Origin of the sequence: Pseudomonas sp. p106 (assembly GCF_003936645.1) — a bacterium.
Classification (GTDB): Bacteria; Pseudomonadota; Gammaproteobacteria; order Pseudomonadales; family Pseudomonadaceae; genus Aquipseudomonas; species Aquipseudomonas putida_E.
On record NZ_RHQR01000015.1, the window covers coordinates 80,888 to 97,461 of the forward strand.

Genomic DNA, 16,574 nt, shown 5'->3' on the forward strand with positions numbered 1-16,574 from the left:
AAGGTGCCGTAAGTACCGGTGAAGGTCCCGGCGATTACCGGGCCACCGGGCACGCGGTCGGCGCCCTGCACGTCATTGCCCAGTACATTCCCGGTCAGTTCGGTTTGCTGTTCGGTGGCAGCAACTGCATTGCTGTCATCCACAGCTTGGGGCACATCGTCACGGAGGGTCACATCTAGGCTGCCAGTCGCAGTGCTGCCATCGACATCCGTGGCGACCACCTGGAACACTTCGCTGATGCTGCCCTCCCCGCCGGGGTGGTTTTCGTTGTCCACCAAGGTGTAGCTGTAACTCACCACACCCGTCGTCGGGTCATAGCCGGTCACGGTCAGGGTGTTGCCTTCAGGCGTGACGATCGACTGCGGGAAGCCAGCCGCCACACCACCACTGACCACACTGATGCCACCCACGCTCAGGCTCTGCAAACCGTCTGGGGCGGTAATCTTGAAGGTGCCCTGCTGGGTCAGGGCGCCGGCATCGGGTGCACTGCCGTCCTGCAGGTTGCTTTCAGATACCGTCAGCTCGCCGCCCTGCACGCCGAGCCCATCCAGCGTCACCGGGTCGTTCAGGTTGGTCACGTTCAGCGTCAGGGTCGCGCTGCTGGTGTCGCCGTCGGCGTCCTTGATGGTGTAGGTGAAACTCTCCACGCCCTGGCCACCGCCGCCCAGGCTTTTGAAGTCCGGGTCGTTGGTGTTCAGCGTGTAGGTGTAGGAACCGTCTGCGGCCAGGACCAAGGTGCCGTAAGTACCGGTGAAGGTCCCGGCGATTACCGGGCCACCGGGCACGCGGTCGGCGCCCTGCACGTCATTGCCCAGTACATTCCCGGTCAGTTCGGTTTGCTGTTCGGTGGCAGCAACTGCATTGCTGTCATCCACGGCTTGGGGCGCATCGTCACGGACGATCACATCCAGCGCCCCTTGGGCAACATCGCCGTCGCTGTCGCTGACCAGTACCGGCAATTGTTCGCTCTGAGAGTTGTTGCCCTCGCCCTCAACGTGCTGCTCGGCACCGGTCAGGGTGTAGCTGTAGCTCACCACGCCCGTGGCAGGGTTGTACCCGGTAATGGTCAGGGTGTTGCCCAGGCCCGTGGTGATCGATTGGCCAACACCGGTCACCACACCAGCGGTCACCACGTTGATGCCACCCACACTGAGGTTGTACACGCCGTCTGGCGCCAGCACGGTAAAACTGCCTTGCTGGGTCAGGGTTGCGGGGTTGCTGGCCGACCCCTGGGGTAGATTGGCCTCATCCAGACTCAGCTCGCCAGGGCTGACATTCAACCCCCGCAACTCTACCGGACTGTCTTCGTCGATCGGCGTGATGGGTGGATTGGGCTGCTCCGGCGGATTGGGCGGACCAGGCGGCAGGCCACCATTGCCACCGTTGCCAGCCCCCAAGGAGTCGCGCCCGCTGCCATCCAGGCCACCCACATAGCGGTTGGCCAATTCAGGAATGCCATTGAAGCCAGCCGTGGGAAAGCCCACCACCGGGTCAACCCGATCCGCCACTTCGGTAAGCAACACAAAGCTGTGGCCACCGCCCAGTGCGCCTGGCGCGCCGTTGCCGCCATTTCCAGCGGCAGGGGCTTCGGTGTTGACGCTAGGGTCGTCGCCGGCGGCAATCGCCCGCTGAATACGCTCGACATCGCTCAGTTGCGCCTCGCTCGGCGCAACGTCCTGAGCCTGTGCAGGGGCGGCCTGGTTAGCCAGGAGCTTTTCGGTCATGGCCAGGCTGCTGTCGCGGCCGAGTGTCAGCTCGGCGCCATTATGCAAGCGCACAGCCACGGCACCTGCGGCACCCGTTTGCAACTGCTCGCCCGCGTACAGGCGATCGCCCTCGATCAGAGGGCGTCGGCTGCCATCGCTGCCAACGGCAAATACTTGCCCCACCACCTTGCTGACCACACCGACTGACTTAGCCATGAGCGCACGCCTCCCTAACCTATTGGCTACACAGCCAACAACATGGCAGATGGAGGTCAACGGCTTCGCGCCCGCATGTCTCAATCGTGAGAATCGTGCGCGAAGGTCACTGATTTGGCGATAGTCATAATGTAAATTTGCCACCACCGGATGCCAAATTTTTGTCGCCAAATTCCGCTTTTACCTACCTACCCCACGTCCTTAGCCATAAAAAATCTGGAACTCATTGCGATGCAGGAAACTCGCAGGCTACAGCGGCTTCCGAAATCACTTGAATGAAACAATGTCTTGGTTTCGATAGACCGCATAAGTTTTTTTTCGCATATCACTTATGAAAAAATCTTCTTAGCTCGCGCGCTAAATGTTCTTAGCTCTGTTGTTACAAACATGAAACGGTTTGAACGATAAAAATCGTCATTTTTTTGGCGAGAAGAAGCAGGGCCATTTTGAGATCAGGGAGAAGTACCCCATGCGCAGGTTCAACCCCATCACCAGTGCAATTCTGTTGGCCATGGCGTGCGCCAACGTTCAGGCGATGTCGCTCAACGAGGCTGTCCAGAGCGCCGTGGACTACCACCCGGAAATAAGCTCCAACCGTAACAGCAGGTTGTCAGCCGACGAGGACGTGAAATTTGCCCGTGGTGGGTACTATCCAACCGTGGACCTGGTAGCCGGGTACGGCAGACAGCGCTCGGACAACATCAATACCCGCGGCCTGAACGCTGACGGTACCCGCAACCACAACAAAGAAACCCTGAACTACACCCAGTCGGAGTTGCGCCTTCGGCAAATGATCTTCGATGGTTTCAACACAGCCAACGAAGTGGGACGTACCGAGGCGGTGGCCACCTCCCGCGCCTACTACACTCAGGCCGTCGCACAAGATGTCGCCCTGCGCGCCATCGAGGTGTACCTGGAAGTGCTGAAGCGCCGAGAGTTGGTGACCCTGGCAAAGAACAACCTGCAGGCGCACCTGCGCGTCAGCGATCAGATAGGCCTGCGTAGCGAGCGGGGCGTAGGCAGCACCGCCGACCTTGACCAATCCCGCGCACGCCGGGCTCTGGCGGAAAACAACCTGGACACCGCCGAGGTCGACCTGGCCGATGCCGAGGCCAACTTCTACAGCGTGGTCGGCCGCCTGCCGGATGAGCTGGAAGGCCCGCAATCGGTCAAGGTGGAAATGCCTGGCACTCTGGACGAGGCGCGCGAAGGCATGCGCCAGAACAACCCCTACTTGAAATCTGCCCAGGCCGACGTCAATGCCGCCGAGCAGCAGTACGAAGTGGCCAAATCGCCTTTCTACCCACGGCTGGACGCGGTGCTGGCCACCGGCGCCAACAACAACCTCGGTGGCGAAAAAGGCCACAGCAACAACGACTGGCAGGCCGGCGTCGAACTCAGCTACAACCTGTTCCGCGGCGGCAGCGACAAGGCCCGCCTGCAGTCCGACGCGCACAAGATCAACCAGGCACTGGACATCCGCAACAACGCGCTGCGCGAGCTGACCGAAAACCTCAGCCTGGCCTGGAACGCCATGAACAACGCCCGTAAACAGACCCCTACCGCCCGCGAGTACGCAGAAACGACGCAACGTGTGCGCGCCGCCTATCAGGACCAGTTCGGCCTGGGCCAACGCACCCTGCTCGATGTGCTGGACAGCGAGAATGAGCTGTACAACGCCAACCGCCGTTACACCGAGGTGCGTTACACCGAGGAGTACTCGATGTATCGCGTGCTGGCGACCATGGGTGAGCTGTTGAGCAAACAGCGTATTTCACTGCCGCCGGAGGCCATCGCCAACAACGACGTACGCACCGAGGCCAGGTTGCCCGACATGCGTTGAGCCAGCCGCACGCAACTGGCACTCAGCACCGCGCCTCATCCCCCTTACACCGTGGCGGGAGTAGTTCATCGTGACCAGTATGCAAAGCGCACAACCGCGCCCCGATGTCGATGACCCCCTGCTAGATGGCCTGCTGATTCTGTGCCGCCTGCACGGTCGGCCGGCCAGCCGCGCCAGCCTGAGCAGTGGGCTGCCACTGCTCCAGCAACGCCTGGGTGCGGATTTGCTGCCACGCGCTGCGGCGCGTGCCGGTTTGCAAGGCCGTGTGCTGCAGCGTGAGCTGGCGGCCATTTCGCCGCTCAACCTGCCGGTGCTGCTGTTGCTCAACGACGGCCGCAGCGCCGTGCTGCAGCGCTGGGGCGAAGATGGCCGGGCGCTGATCCTGCCCTGCGAGGCTGAGGGCGGCGAACAATGGGTAGAGCGCGAGGCGCTGGAACAGGCCTACGCAGGTCACGCTTTGTTCGCACGACCCCGTCATACCCTGGAGGAAGTCCGCTCACCGCTGCTGCCGCGGGTGGAGGCCTGGTTCCGCGATACCTTGCGCCATTCCCGCTGGCTGTACGGCGATGCCCTGCTGGCCAGCCTGCTGATCAACCTGCTGGGCCTGATGGTGCCGCTGTTCGTGATGCAGACCTACGATCGCGTGGTACCCAACCAGGCACTTTCGACCTTATGGGTGCTGGTCGCTGGCCTGTTCATCGGCACCGCCTTCGAGCTGGTGCTGCGCATGGTCCGCGCCCACCTTCTGGACCAGGCCGGCAAGAAGACCGACCTGATCCTCTCCGCCGCCCTGTTCGAACGCATCACCGGCATGGCCATGAAAGCCAAACCTGCCAGCATCGGCGGCTTCGCCCAGAGCATCCATGACTTCCAGGGCCTGCGCGAATTCCTCACCGCAGTCACCCTGACCAGCATCATCGACCTGCCCTTCGTCGCCCTCATGCTACTGGTGATCGGCCTGCTGGGCGGCTGGCTGGTACTGATCCCACTGATCGCCTTCCCGCTGGCGGTGGGCTTTGCCCTGTTCATTCAGGCACGCCTGCGCGACACCGTGCAAAAAAGCCTCAGCCTCGGTGCGGTACGCCAGGCACTGCTGATCGAAACCCTCGGCGGCCTGGAAACCCTCAAGGCCTGCGGTGCCGAGAGCGAGCGCCAGTACCAGTGGGAACACACCAATGGCGCCATGGCCCGCCTCGACGCCCACGCCCGCAACCTGTCGTCGCTGGCCAGCAACGGCACGCTGTTCATCCAGCAGTTCTGCGGCATGGCCACCATCGTCGCCGGGGTGTACAGCATCATCGCTGGCAACCTCAGTGTCGGCGCCCTGGTCGCCAGCTACATGCTCGGTAGCCGGGTGCTGGCACCGCTCGGCCAGATTGCAGGGCTGATCACCCGCTATCAGCAAGCGCAACTGACGATGCGCAGCACCGATGCCCTGATGGCCCTGCCGCAAGAACGCCAGGCCGAACAGCAAGCCCTGGAGCACACCGCGCTCAAGGGCGGCCTGACCCTCAGCCATGTCAGCTTCCGCTACCCGGCACAGGCCAGCCCGGCACTGCAGGATGTGAACGTGGCCATAAAGCCGGGTGAGCGGATTGGCATCATCGGCCGCAGCGGCTCGGGCAAAAGCACCCTGGGCCGCCTGCTGATGGGCTTCCATCACCCGGAAGAAGGCCAGGTATTGCTGGACAACCTCGACCTGCGCCAACTGGACATCGCCGACCTGCGCAGCCAGCTTGGCTACGTCGCCCATGACCTGCCGCTGCTGGCCGGCAGCCTGCGTGACAACCTGACCCTCGGTGCCCGCCACGTAAGCGATGCGCGCATGCTCGAAGTGGCCGAACTGACCGGCGTCAGCGAGCTGGCCCGCCAGCACCCGCAGGGTTTCGACCGCCCGGTGGGCGAACGTGGCCAATTGCTTTCCGGCGGGCAGCGCCAGGCCGTGCTGCTGGCCCGCGCGCTGTTGCTGGAGCCACCCATCCTGATCCTCGACGAACCTACCAGCCACATGGACAACAGCAGCGAAGAGCAACTGCGCCAGCGACTGCTGAACTGGGTGCCCGGCAAGACCCTGCTGCTGGTCACCCACCGCACCTCGATGCTTAGCCTGGTGGACCGGCTGCTGGTACTGGACAACGGCAAGATCGTCGCCGACGGGCCAAAGGATGCGGTTATCGATGCCCTGCGCAAGGGCCGCATCGGCGCAGCTCTCTAGGAGGTTTCCATGCCCATCGGCCACAGCGTGCGCAGTTCCCACAGCAGCGCCGACAAGCGCACCGAACACGACTACATGCCAGAGCTGGCCAGCGCCACCCTGCAAGATTCCCCGCGCCTGTCACGCCTGACCGTGTGGCTGGCAGCGGCGCTACTGCTCGCGGCCGTGACCTGGGCGAGCCTGGCAGTGCTCGACGAGGTAACCGTCGGCGAAGGCAAGGCGATCCCTTCGAGCAAGGTGCAGGTGGTGCAGAACCTGGAGGGCGGCATCGTCACTGAGATTTTCGTGCGCGAAGGCCAGATGGTGGACAAAGGCGCCACCCTGCTGCGCCTGGACGACACGCGGTTCAAGTCCAACAAAGGTGAAAGCGAGGCTGACCGCTATGCCTTGACCGCCCAGGTCGAGCGCCTTTCCGCCGAAGCCGAAGGGCGGCCCTTGGTGCTGTCCGAGGAGGTCCGCGCCAAGGCGCCGCAAGTGGCCGAGGACGAACTGTCGTTGTACGACTCGCGCCAGCGCCGCCTGGCCAGTGAAAAGCAGACCCTCAACGAGCAGTTGCGACAAAAGACCCAGGAATTGGCCGAGTTCCGTTCCAAGGTCGAACAGTACCGTTCGGCGGTAGGCCTGCTGCAGCAGGAACTAAACATGTCCGCGCCGCTGGTGAGCAAGGGTGCCATTTCACCGGTGGAAATCCTGCGGCTCAAGCAACGCACGGTCGAAGCTCGCGGCCAGCTCAACGCCACCAGCCTGGCCATCCCCCGCGCCGAGGCCGCCGTGGCCGAGATCAGGAGCAAGATCCAGGAATCGGACGCCAGCTTCCGCTCCGAGGCCGCCAAGGAGCTCAACGACAAACGCACGGAGCTGTCGAAGATCACCGCCACCAGCATCGCCATCGACGACCGGGTCAACCGCACTACCGTGGTTTCGCCGGTGCACGGCATCGTCAAGATGCTCAAAGTCAACACAATTGGCGGGGTGGTGCAGCCAGGCAGCGACCTGGTGGAGATCGTGCCGATCGAGGACAACCTGCTGATCGAAGCCAAGGTGCGGCCACAGGACGTGGCATTCCTGCACCCGGGGCAGCCGGCGATGGTGAAGTTCAGTGCGTATGACTACACCATTTATGGCGGCATGAAGGCCAAGCTTGAGTTGATCGGTGCCGATACCGTGACCGATGACAAGGGCAATGCGTTTTACCTGATTCAGGTGCGCACCGAGAAGAACCACTTGGGCGGCGATAACAAGCCGCTGCTGATCATCCCCGGGATGGTGGCCACGGTGGATATCATCACCGGGCAGAAGAGTGTGCTGGATTATCTGCTCAAGCCGGTGCTCAAGGCACGGACCGAGGCGTTGCGGGAGCGGTGAAAGGCAGGCCGTTACCGGCCCGCACACAAAAAAAGAACTGATAGGCCCCGGCGCATCGCGATGCTGCGTTTGTTTCGGCGCCTTGCGCAAACGCTCACACAATGTTGAGTCGGACGTGCTCCATCGCTTGAGCTGGAGTCATGGGCGCAAGCGGCACCTCTCTATTCATCAGCTTTTGTGCGGCCAAACCAGCAAAGATGCGTGCCCGCTCGGTCAGCGCGAACTGGTTTGCCATGGCAACCTGTTGCGGCCCGGCGTGAGTTCTGGACAAATGAAGGCTCACTGCATTCGACGCGTCGCGTGATACACGCCCTAGTTGCATCAGACCCTTGTTCCCCACGTGCCCCAGCAACAGGTCAGTAGCAGGACTATTTTGTTTCAGAATGACCAGTAAAGGCGCCATACGAGGTGGCGTAGACGAGATTTCATTAACAAAACTGACCGAGGCCGGTGGATTTGAGCTCATTGCCGGGAGCGTGATGGCAGGGTTTTCTACGTCAGAGTTTCGTACGTCAATGGCTACCGACTTGCCCGGTATAAGTTTTTTGACCCATCTGAACATTCGGCCGGAAGGATCATCTCGATTGACCGGGTCCCCCTGCACGTAGGCGTATGCGTTCAAACCGCCCGCCGCAAAGGGACTCAATCGGTCCGCAGAAAAGAACCTCATCAGCGCGGTACTGTAGACCCTGTAACCATTCCCCAACAAATAGGCATGCTTCAACATACAAGACAGCTGGCCGTTGAATCCCAGTACGGTACTTTCAGTCAGCAATGCATCGTACCCATACGCTGTATAGCTGTGACGCTCTTTGCACAGCGGGTCCAGAATCAATAAAGGTGACCCCATGCCATCGGTGCCGATCAAGCGCGCGTTGGCGACACCGGTGGAACTCCCACTCACCTGCCCCACAACGAAACCCTGCCCCCGCATCAGGGAGTAGACGTGCTTGCCGGCCTTAACCGTAAAGGCTACACCCTGATTCTGATACCAGATTCTGATCATGATGGTTGCTCGGATGCCAAGTAAGAATGCCTCCCAGCATCACCGAACCCGATCGCCGCGCAAACTAGCAAAATTATCAGTTAAATTCCGAGTGCCGGTGTCAGCCCTCACCATGATTTCTCTGGAACGCCTCAGTCCCCATCGCCCTGACCTGCCTCTCGATCAACACCTCGAACGGACGCAACCGCGCCACCGTAATTTCGCCGGTAGGCGCATCTTCAAGCGGCTCAAGGCCAAGCTTGCAGGCGACGAAGGCCGGTACAGCCAACGACTGTTGCCACGTCAACCCGGCATTTTTGCCAGTAGCGATATGTAACGAGAGCCACCATGCTGAACGCTCAATCACCTGAAGGAGTAGGTCACATGCGTATTATCGCCGCAGTAGGTATCGCAACAGTGCTGGCAATGGGTAATGCATTTGCAGCAGATTGCCCGAAAGTTACAAGCATCACTCAATCTGCCGATGAACAAGACGGTATGGAAGGCATCGCTTACAGCGTAAAAAATAACGACGGTCAATGGGCTGGCTTCACCCCTAACGCGTCGGAGTCGGATCTCAGCGCATTTGAACTGAAGAACAAGAAAGATACAAAAACGTCGGTGATTTGCCGCTACGAGAGTGGGGATGAAGGCATCAGCCTGGCCTTGAAAAAGTAGACGGCCATTTTAAATGCCTAGTGTCCCGGACGCTTGATTCGTTTATCCACTCGATTTGCCTCACCAATGGTTCTTCGGCTTAGCGATTAACGAACCACCCCATTCGGAACACTGCTGTACGCAGATCGGCGAACCGGGAACTTGGAACCCGGCAGACCCGAAGTCCTCCCACGCACAGCCGCAATGGCACGAAGCTGCGGGCACACACAAAGCGCCTGCAATCGTGAGGAGAGAACGGCACTGACAGTGCAGGTGTCAGCCTTCACCGTGATTTCTTTGGAACGTCTCAGGCCCCATTGCCCTGATCTGCCCCTCGATCAACACTTCGAACGGGCGCAGCAACTCATCGAAACAGGCCGGCTGCTCCAGCACATTCAATGCCTGCACCACCGCCTCTATGGTCGACACCGCTCCCGGCTCCGGCGCCTTGCGCACGCGGTAGCGCGAGGGCGCCACCTGCGCCAGCGTCACCCTGGGCAACGCTTCGAGCAGCGGATTGAGGTACAAAAGCTTGCGAGCCTTGCGCCAGGTGCCATCAGGGACAATCAGCATGAGCGGCCTGTCGTCTGTATCGCCGTAGGCTGCAAGCACTTGGGCCTGCTCACCTGGGAACAACAGCACCGGCCGATACTCAGGTGCATCCAGCAAATCACCCAGGTCTTCAAACACCTCGCCGACGCGCAACTCGGCATTGACCAGGCCAAGGGCAGCCAGGCGTGCGGTGTTCAGGGCGTGCGAGGTTTCACTGGGGTGCTGCAGCAGGACCACGCGGGTGCGGCTGTCGAGCGAGGGGATCAGTGGGCAAAGGCAGTGGTCGAGCGGGCGCAGGCAACGCTCGCAGCGGGGTCTGGACATCGGTTTCTCCTTACCGGGCGCAGTGTGCCACAGCCCTGAGGAAAAGCCCCACATCCTTGTGGGAGAGGCAATAAATCAGCGGTTGAAGCGCTCTGCCAGGCTGTGCAGATACTCGGCCATTCGCTCCAGGTCCTGGCTGATTTCAGCCCCCTGCTTGGCCTGCCCTGCCGTCTGGTCACACAGCTGGGCGATGCGCACGATCTGCTGGTTGATGTCTTCGGCCACGTGGCTCTGCTGCTCCGACGCCGTCGCCATCTGCTGGCTCATGCCGGTGATGCGGCTGACCGCCTGGGCAATCCCGGCCAGCGCCGACTGCACCGCCTCGACACTGTGCACGCTATCCCGCGAGATCTGCTCACCGCGGCTGGCAGTGCTTACCGCCCGCTCGGCGCCCGTGCGCAGGGAGGCAATGATCTGGTGGATTTCCTCGGTCGAGGTGCGCGTGCGCTGCGCCAGCGAGCGCACCTCATCGGCCACCACGGCAAAGCCCCTGCCCTGCTCACCCGCCCGCGCCGCCTCGATCGCGGCATTGAGCGCCAGCAAATTGGTCTGTTCGGCAATCGAGGTGATGGTGTCGACCACGCTGCCGATCGACTGGGTCTGCTCAGCCAGGGCATTGACCGCCTGGCCGATGTCGCTGACCGCCTCACTCATGCTGCCCATCGCCTTGAGGCTCTGCCGGGCCAGTTCGCTGCCCTGCTGCGCCAACTGATCGGCATCGCCCGCAGCATGCGCGGTGCTTTGCACGTTATGCGTCACTTCCTGAATGGTCGCCGCCATCTGCGCAATGGCGGTGGCCGACTGATCGGTCTCACTGCGCTGGCGATCGAGCATCTGCGCCTGGGCATCGGACAGGTCGGCTGACTGGGCTGCCCGCGACTTCACGCCGACGCCGGCGTCCACCAGGCGTGTCAGGGCGGTTTGCAGCCTCGCTTCCTCGCTGATGATCGCCAGGTCGAGCTGGCCGTGCAGGCCCGGGTTGTCACTGTACGTCAGCGCTACCAGCGGGCTGGTGAAGGCTTTGGGATGTTCGGCCAGTGTGCGGCGGATCGCCTGGTTATGCCGTTGTTCAATCAGGTACCAGGCCAACAGCATACTGGCCATCAGCACGCCCAGCGCTGCATAGGGCGGTAACCAGAGGTAGCCGGCGGCCGACAACAGGCCTGCGCCGATCAGCGGCCAGCCATCGCCAACGCCACGCCCCAGCCGCGCGGCCCAGGCTACAGCCGGGCGACCGGCGCGCAGACGCGCATACAGCCGTTCTGCGCGGCGGATCTGCTCACGGCTGGGCACCGAACGCACCGACTCGTAGCCGCTGATGCGGCCGTTTTCATAAATGGCGGTGACATAAGCACTCACCCAGTAGAAATCACCGTTCTTGGCGCGATTCTTCACCACGCCCATCCAGGGTTTGCCTTGTTTGATGGTGTCCCACATATGCCCGAAAACCGCCGGTGGCATGTCGGGGTGACGCACCAGGTTGTGGGTCTGGCCCACCAGCTCGTCGTAGGTGAACCCGCTGATGGCCACGAACGCGTCGTTGCAGTAGGTGATGCGGCTGTTCAGGTCGGTGGTAGAGATCAGCCGCTGGTCGCTGGAAAACGTTCTTTCATGCTCAGTGACGGGCAAATTCATGCGCATCTGGGCGGTCCTTGCTTGTGTAGATGAAGGGGAAAATCATCAAAGCAAGTAGAGGTTTAGCAGAACGCCATCAGCGTAGTAGTCAGGTTTGTAGGAAATTTATTCATGCCGACGGAATGACCAAAACGTCCTGTTCATCAGCCAACATTGAGCTGGCTTTTGAGCAGGTCACGGAAGGTCTGAATCAAGGGTTCACGGCTGCGACCGCGGCGGATTATCAGCGAAAATGGCGCCTGATAGCCGAAAGTGGCCGGAGACAATACGCGCAGGTCGCCCTTGTCGACCCAAGCCTGGGCATAGTGCTCGGGCAGGTAGCCGATATAGGCACCTGACAGGATCAGAATGAGCTGCGCCTCCATGCTTTCGACGGTCGCCGCGCTGTGTTTGAAGCCATGCCGGGCCAACTCCGCCTGGCTCCAGTAACCGCGCCCGACCATGCGCTGTTGGGTCACCACCGGTTCGGGGATACGCCGCTCGGCGAACAGCGGGTGGCGGCTGCTGCAGTACAACCAATGCTGCTCGCGGTACAGCGGCTGGTAAACCAGGCCACTCATGCGCGAGGAGAACGCCCCGATGGCCAGGTCCAGGCGGTTGTCCTGCACGCCAAGCTGCAGCTCATAGGGGCTGGATACCGAAAGGTGCAGGTGCACCGCAGGGTGCTCCTGGCTGTAGGCTCCGATCGCTTCAGCCAACGGCAGCGCGCGGTCGCCCACGGTTGAGTCGATTACCCCGAGGTTGAGCGTACCGCGCAGCTCACCCTTGAGCGCTGCGGCGTATTGCTCGAAGCCATCGAGCTCCGCCAGCAGGCGCAAGGTCTCCTGATGGAACAGCTCGCCCTTGCTGGTCAGGCTGAAACCGCCACGCCCGCGGTGGCACAGCACGATGCCCAAGGCGCCTTCGAGCTGGCTCATGTAGGTACTGATGGCCGAGGTCGACAGGTTGAGATCGCGCTGGGCATTGGCGAAGCCTTGGTGGCGCACCACGCTGACAAAGATGCGCAGCAGTTTCAGGTCGGGCAAGGTCGAGGCCATGGTGCAACGGTTCCGCTGTGTCATTTGCGCGCAGTCTAACCGCTGCGATGGCGTTTAGTTCAGAAATTCCTGAAGTAAGTATTTGCCGGTAGCGATTTTTCCCACGCACTACCTTGAGCAGACTTGGCCGAAATGTCCCTGCCCGCCGGCATAACCACATTTCAAGGCGCGCGGCGGCACAGGTTCGAACAAACAAAACAATCGACCGACTGATGAGGCCCACCGTGGACAAAGTTCTCCATCAACCACTGGGCGGCAACGAAATGCCGCGTTTCGGCGGCATCGCCACCATGCTCCGTCTCCCCCACCTGCAAAGCGCCGAAGGCCTGGACGCCGCGTTCATCGGCGTGCCGCTGGACATCGGCACCTCGCTGCGCTCCGGCACCCGCTTCGGCCCACGGCAGATCCGCGCCGAATCGGTGATGATCCGCCCGTACAACATGGCCACCGGTGCCGCCCCGTTCGACTCGCTGTCGGTGGCCGACATCGGTGACGTGGCGATCAACACCTTCAACCTGCTCGACGCCGTGCGCATCATCGAAGAAGCCTACGACGAGATTGTCGAGCACAATGTCATCCCGATGACGCTGGGTGGCGACCACACCATCACCCTGCCGATCCTGCGCGCCCTGCACAAGAAGCACGGCAAGATCGGCCTGGTGCACATCGATGCTCACGCCGACGTCAACGATCACATGTTCGGCGAGAAAATCGCCCACGGCACCACCTTCCGCCGCGCGGTGGAAGAGGGCCTGCTCGATTGCGACCGCGTGGTCCAGATCGGCCTGCGCGCCCAGGGCTACACCGCCGACGACTTCAACTGGAGCCGCCGCCAGGGCTTTCGCGTGGTGCAGGCCGAAGAGTGCTGGCACAAGTCGCTGGAACCGCTGATGGCCGAAGTGCGCGAAAAAGTCGGCGGCGGCCCGGTGTACCTGTCGTTCGACATCGACGGTATCGACCCGGCCTGGGCCCCGGGCACCGGCACCCCGGAAATCGGCGGCTTGACCACCATCCAGGCGATGGAGATCATTCGCGGCTGCCACGGCCTGGACCTGATCGGCTGTGACCTTGTCGAAGTCTCCCCGCCTTACGACACCACCGGCAACACCTCGCTGCTCGGTGCCAACCTGCTGTTCGAAATGCTCTGCGTGCTGCCCGGCGTCGTGCGCCGCTGAAACTTGCTGCACCCCGGCAGGAGCCATGAGGGAGGGCCACAGAGGCCCGCCAACACAAGACAAGACCGCCAGGCGCCGTGAAGCCGCCTGAGCGGTCGATCTCGCCATAATAAAGATAATCGGGAGACCCCCAATGGCCTTGGACATCATTGTTGTAATGATCTATACCGCCGGCATGCTCGGGCTGGGCTGGTATGGCATGCGGCGCGCAAAAACCCACGAAGACTACCTGGTGGCAGGGCGCAACCTGGGCCCGACCTTGTACATGGGCACCATGGCCACCACCGTGCTCGGTGGCGCCTCCACCGTCGGCACCGTGCGCCTTGGCTATGTGCATGGCATCTCCGGTTTCTGGCTGTGCGCAGCCCTGGGCCTGGGCATCATCGCCCTCAACCTGTTCCTCGCCAAACCGCTGCTGCGCCTGAAGATCTTCACCGTGACCCAGGTACTGGAGCGTCGCTACAACCCCATGGCGCGCCAGGCCAGTGCGGCAATCATGCTGGCCTATGCGCTGATGATCGGCGTCACCTCGACCCTGGCCATGGCGACTGTCCTGCAGGTGTTGCTGGACTTGCCGTTCTGGATGTCGCTGCTGCTCGGCGGCGGCGTGGTGGTGGTCTATTCGACCATCGGCGGCATGTGGTCGTTGACCCTGACCGATATCGTCCAGTTCGTGATCAAGACCGTGGGCCTGATGTTCATCCTGCTGCCGGTGTGCCTGTACAACGCCGGTGGCTGGGACACTCTGGTAGCCAAGCTGCCGGCGGCCAGCTTCGCCTGGACCACCATCGGCTGGGACACCATCATCACCTACTTCCTGATCTACTTCTTCGGCATCCTGATCGGTCAGGACATCTGGCAGCGGGTGTTCACCGCCCGTGACGAGAAGGTCTGCCAACGTGCCGGCACGACTGCAGGCCTGTACTGCGTGCTATATGGCCTGGCCTGCGCGCTGATCGGCATGGCCGCGCACGTGCTGATGCCGGACCTGGCCAACCCGAACAACGCGTTCGCCGAGATGATCAAGAGCCAGTTGCCTGATGGTATCCGTGGCCTGCTGATGGCCGCTGCCCTGGCAGCGATGATGTCGACCGCCAGCGCCGGCCTGCTGGCCGCCTCGACCACCATTACCGAAGACCTGCTGCCAAAACTGCGTGGCGGCAAGCAGTCGAGCCTGGGTGTCAGCCGCCTGTTCACCCTGCTCACCGGTTTGGTGGTGCTGGGCATCGCCCTGGCGGTGAACGATGTGATCAGCGCACTGACGCTGGCCTACAACCTGCTGGTCGGCGGCATGCTGATCCCGCTGATCGGGGCTATCTTCTGGAAACGTGCAACCACTGCAGGGGCCATCGCCAGCATGTCGCTGGGCTTTGCCACGGCGCTGTGGTTCATGTTCAAGGACGGGCTGGACGCCAATACGCCGATCTACTACAGCCTGGCGGTTGGCCTGGTGAGTTTCGTGCTGGTCAGCCTGCTGTCGCGTAAACCGGTAGGGGTGGTGAAGCTGGCTTGAGGGTGAGATCGAGCGTCGCCCAGGCAGCGCTCGATCCCAAAAGGTGCCGGCGCAATCCAGGCATGCGCTCGACCGCATGCACAACGCCCCGAAAACAACCAACAAAAAAGCCACGGCATCATCTCTGATATCGCGGCTTTGTTGGTTTCAACGACGACGCGGCTGGCGCCTGCGCTGCTCTTCATCAGTCGGGATAGGCACCGGCTGCAAGGGTGGTGGTATCAGCCCCAGGGCGACAGCCAAGTCGTGGAGCCAGTTGAACATTTGGTTTTTCATAGTGCCCCCTTGACGGGTCAGCCTCTCGGTCAATCAATCCTGCGATGTTTCATACAGATCATAGCCCGATGTCCTGTATTACGCATGCCCTTGTACTTACAGATAGGGGCAAGTTTGACGCGGATCAAGCGGAAACGGTGGATTCCGACGGCTGGTTAATCGTTTCGCTTTGTTGCAAATCGACCCACGCCTGCAAATTCGCCCCTCGCATCCCCTGCCGCCACATCAGCCAGGTCACCGCCTGATCGAACGGCGCCTGCAGGCGATGGACCCGCACGCGGTCACGCCCCGGCAGGCTGTCGAGCATCGATTGCGCCATCAGCGCCACGCCCGCGCCGGCTATCACACAGGCCAGCATGCTCTGGTAAGACTCGATCTCCATTACCCGCCCCATGGGCGTATGTGCATGGGCATACCACGCCTCCAGGCGCATCCGGTAGGAGCAGCCCTGGCGGAAGGTGAACACCGCCTTGCCCGCCACATCCCTGGCGCTGTGCACTGTTGGGTGTTCAGGGCTGGTGATCAGTACCAGTTCTTCTTCGCACAAGGGCACGCCATCGAGCCCCGCCAGGCTCGGAGGCCCGTCCACCAGTGCGGCGTCCAGGCGGTGGCTGAGCAACCCCTCGAGCAACTCGCCACTGGGGGCAGCCTGCACCTGCAAGTTAACGGCCGGATAGGCCTGATGGTAGCGCGCCAACAGCGCGGGCAGGTGAATGGCCGCCGTGCTGTACATGGTGCCCAGGACGAAGTCGCCGGCCGGCTGCCCGCCCTGTACCGCCGCCATGGCTTCGTCACGCAGCGCCGCCAGGCGGTTGGCGTAATCCAGCAGCACCTTGCCAGCGGGGGACAACTGCAGGCGCTGGCGTTCACGCAAGAAAAGCTCCACGCCCAGTTGCTCTTCAAGCTGGCGCAAGCGCGTGGACAGGTTCGACGGCACCCGGTGCAGGCGCTCGGCGGCGCGTGTGATGGAACCTTCCTCTGCGACCGCCTGGAAGATACGCAGCTGGCTGAACTCCATGACATTCTCCAAAACAGAATAACTTGATCATCATTATTCAATTTTATTGAAAACAAA

General features: G+C 62.0%; 13 protein-coding genes. 6 read left to right on the forward strand and 7 right to left on the reverse strand.

The annotated features are described in order from the left end of the window. A partial coding sequence (locus tag EGJ09_RS18465) for a retention module-containing protein (RefSeq protein WP_125924552.1) occupies positions 1–1,922 on the reverse strand: 1,922 nt, incomplete at its 3' end. 469 nt (positions 1,923–2,391) lie between these two features. On the opposite strand from EGJ09_RS18465, the gene EGJ09_RS18470 reads away from it, so the two are divergent. The 3 genes from EGJ09_RS18470 to EGJ09_RS18480 all read left to right on the forward strand — a co-directional run bounded on the left by EGJ09_RS18470 (position 2,392) and on the right by EGJ09_RS18480 (position 7,345). After that, complete coding sequence (locus tag EGJ09_RS18470; protein ID WP_119689079.1) at positions 2,392–3,765, forward strand: TolC family outer membrane protein; 1,374 nt, start codon at positions 2,392–2,394, stop codon at positions 3,763–3,765. Between the two features lie 79 nt (positions 3,766–3,844). After that, positions 3,845–5,980, forward strand: coding sequence for a type I secretion system permease/ATPase (locus tag EGJ09_RS18475; protein WP_119687590.1), 2,136 nt, complete (start codon positions 3,845–3,847; stop codon positions 5,978–5,980). Between the two features lie 9 nt (positions 5,981–5,989). Continuing rightward, positions 5,990–7,345 (forward strand): HlyD family type I secretion periplasmic adaptor subunit, encoded by a 1,356-nt coding sequence (locus EGJ09_RS18480; RefSeq protein ID WP_125924523.1) that lies wholly within the window; start codon positions 5,990–5,992, stop codon positions 7,343–7,345. Between the two features lie 94 nt (positions 7,346–7,439). Here the strand turns inward: EGJ09_RS18480 and EGJ09_RS18485 are convergent, their stop codons facing one another. Then, positions 7,440–8,351, reverse strand: coding sequence for an RHS repeat-associated core domain-containing protein (locus EGJ09_RS18485; RefSeq protein ID WP_125924524.1), 912 nt, complete (start codon positions 8,349–8,351; stop codon positions 7,440–7,442). A 363-nt stretch (positions 8,352–8,714) separates the two neighbouring features. Between EGJ09_RS18485 and EGJ09_RS18495 the strand changes: the two genes are divergently transcribed. Then, complete coding sequence (locus EGJ09_RS18495; protein ID WP_115274139.1) at positions 8,715–9,008, forward strand: hypothetical protein; 294 nt, start codon at positions 8,715–8,717, stop codon at positions 9,006–9,008. A 255-nt stretch (positions 9,009–9,263) separates the two neighbouring features. Here the strand turns inward: EGJ09_RS18495 and EGJ09_RS18505 are convergent, their stop codons facing one another. The 3 genes from EGJ09_RS18505 to EGJ09_RS18515 form a co-directional block, all read right to left on the reverse strand. After that, a complete protein-coding gene (locus EGJ09_RS18505; RefSeq protein ID WP_115274137.1) occupies positions 9,264–9,863 on the reverse strand; it encodes a tRNA-uridine aminocarboxypropyltransferase in 600 nt (199 codons plus the stop codon). Positions 9,864–9,938: 75 nt separating this feature from the next. After that, complete coding sequence (locus EGJ09_RS18510; RefSeq protein WP_119687591.1) at positions 9,939–11,504, reverse strand: PAS domain-containing methyl-accepting chemotaxis protein; 1,566 nt, start codon at positions 11,502–11,504, stop codon at positions 9,939–9,941. A gap of 137 nt (positions 11,505–11,641) precedes the next feature. Then, positions 11,642–12,535: a LysR family transcriptional regulator gene (locus tag EGJ09_RS18515; protein ID WP_012315640.1), complete on the reverse strand. Its 894-nt coding sequence runs from the start codon at positions 12,533–12,535 to the stop codon at positions 11,642–11,644. Positions 12,536–12,759: 224 nt separating this feature from the next. Between EGJ09_RS18515 and speB the strand changes: the two genes are divergently transcribed. Then, the gene (gene speB / locus EGJ09_RS18520) at positions 12,760–13,710 is read left to right on the forward strand and encodes an agmatinase (protein WP_012315641.1); all 951 of its coding nucleotides are present in this window, start codon (positions 12,760–12,762) and stop codon (positions 13,708–13,710) included. Positions 13,711–13,843: 133 nt separating this feature from the next. Beyond that, positions 13,844–15,223, forward strand: coding sequence for a sodium:solute symporter (locus tag EGJ09_RS18525; protein ID WP_046788072.1), 1,380 nt, complete (start codon positions 13,844–13,846; stop codon positions 15,221–15,223). Between the two features lie 147 nt (positions 15,224–15,370). Here the strand turns inward: EGJ09_RS18525 and EGJ09_RS26925 are convergent, their stop codons facing one another. Together EGJ09_RS26925 and EGJ09_RS18530 are read right to left on the reverse strand one after the other, a co-directional pair. Beyond that, positions 15,371–15,499, reverse strand: a complete 129-nt coding sequence (locus tag EGJ09_RS26925) for a PA1414 family protein (protein WP_008090807.1) — start codon at positions 15,497–15,499, stop codon at positions 15,371–15,373. 124 nt (positions 15,500–15,623) lie between these two features. Next, on the reverse strand, positions 15,624–16,517 hold the full coding sequence (locus EGJ09_RS18530; protein WP_115274133.1) for a LysR family transcriptional regulator: 894 nt from the start codon (positions 16,515–16,517) through the stop codon (positions 15,624–15,626). Positions 16,518–16,574: the final 57 nt, after the last annotated feature.

What these genes read in the sequence shown, in the direction of transcription:
- EGJ09_RS18505 (WP_115274137.1), bottom strand. Translation starts at nt 9,863, where the DNA reads ATGTCCAGACCCCGCTGCGAGCGTTGCCTGCGCCCGCTCGACCACTGC.
- EGJ09_RS18530 (WP_115274133.1), bottom strand. Translation starts at nt 16,517, where the DNA reads ATGGAGTTCAGCCAGCTGCGTATCTTCCAGGCGGTCGCAGAGGAAGGT.
- EGJ09_RS26925 (WP_008090807.1), bottom strand. Translation starts at nt 15,499, where the DNA reads ATGAAAAACCAAATGTTCAACTGGCTCCACGACTTGGCTGTCGCCCTG.
- EGJ09_RS18510 (WP_119687591.1), bottom strand. Translation starts at nt 11,504, where the DNA reads ATGCGCATGAATTTGCCCGTCACTGAGCATGAAAGAACGTTTTCCAGC.
- EGJ09_RS18525 (WP_046788072.1), top strand. Translation starts at nt 13,844, where the DNA reads ATGGCCTTGGACATCATTGTTGTAATGATCTATACCGCCGGCATGCTC.
- EGJ09_RS18495 (WP_115274139.1), top strand. Translation starts at nt 8,715, where the DNA reads ATGCGTATTATCGCCGCAGTAGGTATCGCAACAGTGCTGGCAATGGGT.
- EGJ09_RS18480 (WP_125924523.1), top strand. Translation starts at nt 5,990, where the DNA reads ATGCCCATCGGCCACAGCGTGCGCAGTTCCCACAGCAGCGCCGACAAG.
- EGJ09_RS18470 (WP_119689079.1), top strand. Translation starts at nt 2,392, where the DNA reads ATGCGCAGGTTCAACCCCATCACCAGTGCAATTCTGTTGGCCATGGCG.
- EGJ09_RS18475 (WP_119687590.1), top strand. Translation starts at nt 3,845, where the DNA reads ATGCAAAGCGCACAACCGCGCCCCGATGTCGATGACCCCCTGCTAGAT.
- EGJ09_RS18485 (WP_125924524.1), bottom strand. Translation starts at nt 8,351, where the DNA reads ATGATCAGAATCTGGTATCAGAATCAGGGTGTAGCCTTTACGGTTAAG.
- EGJ09_RS18515 (WP_012315640.1), bottom strand. Translation starts at nt 12,535, where the DNA reads ATGGCCTCGACCTTGCCCGACCTGAAACTGCTGCGCATCTTTGTCAGC.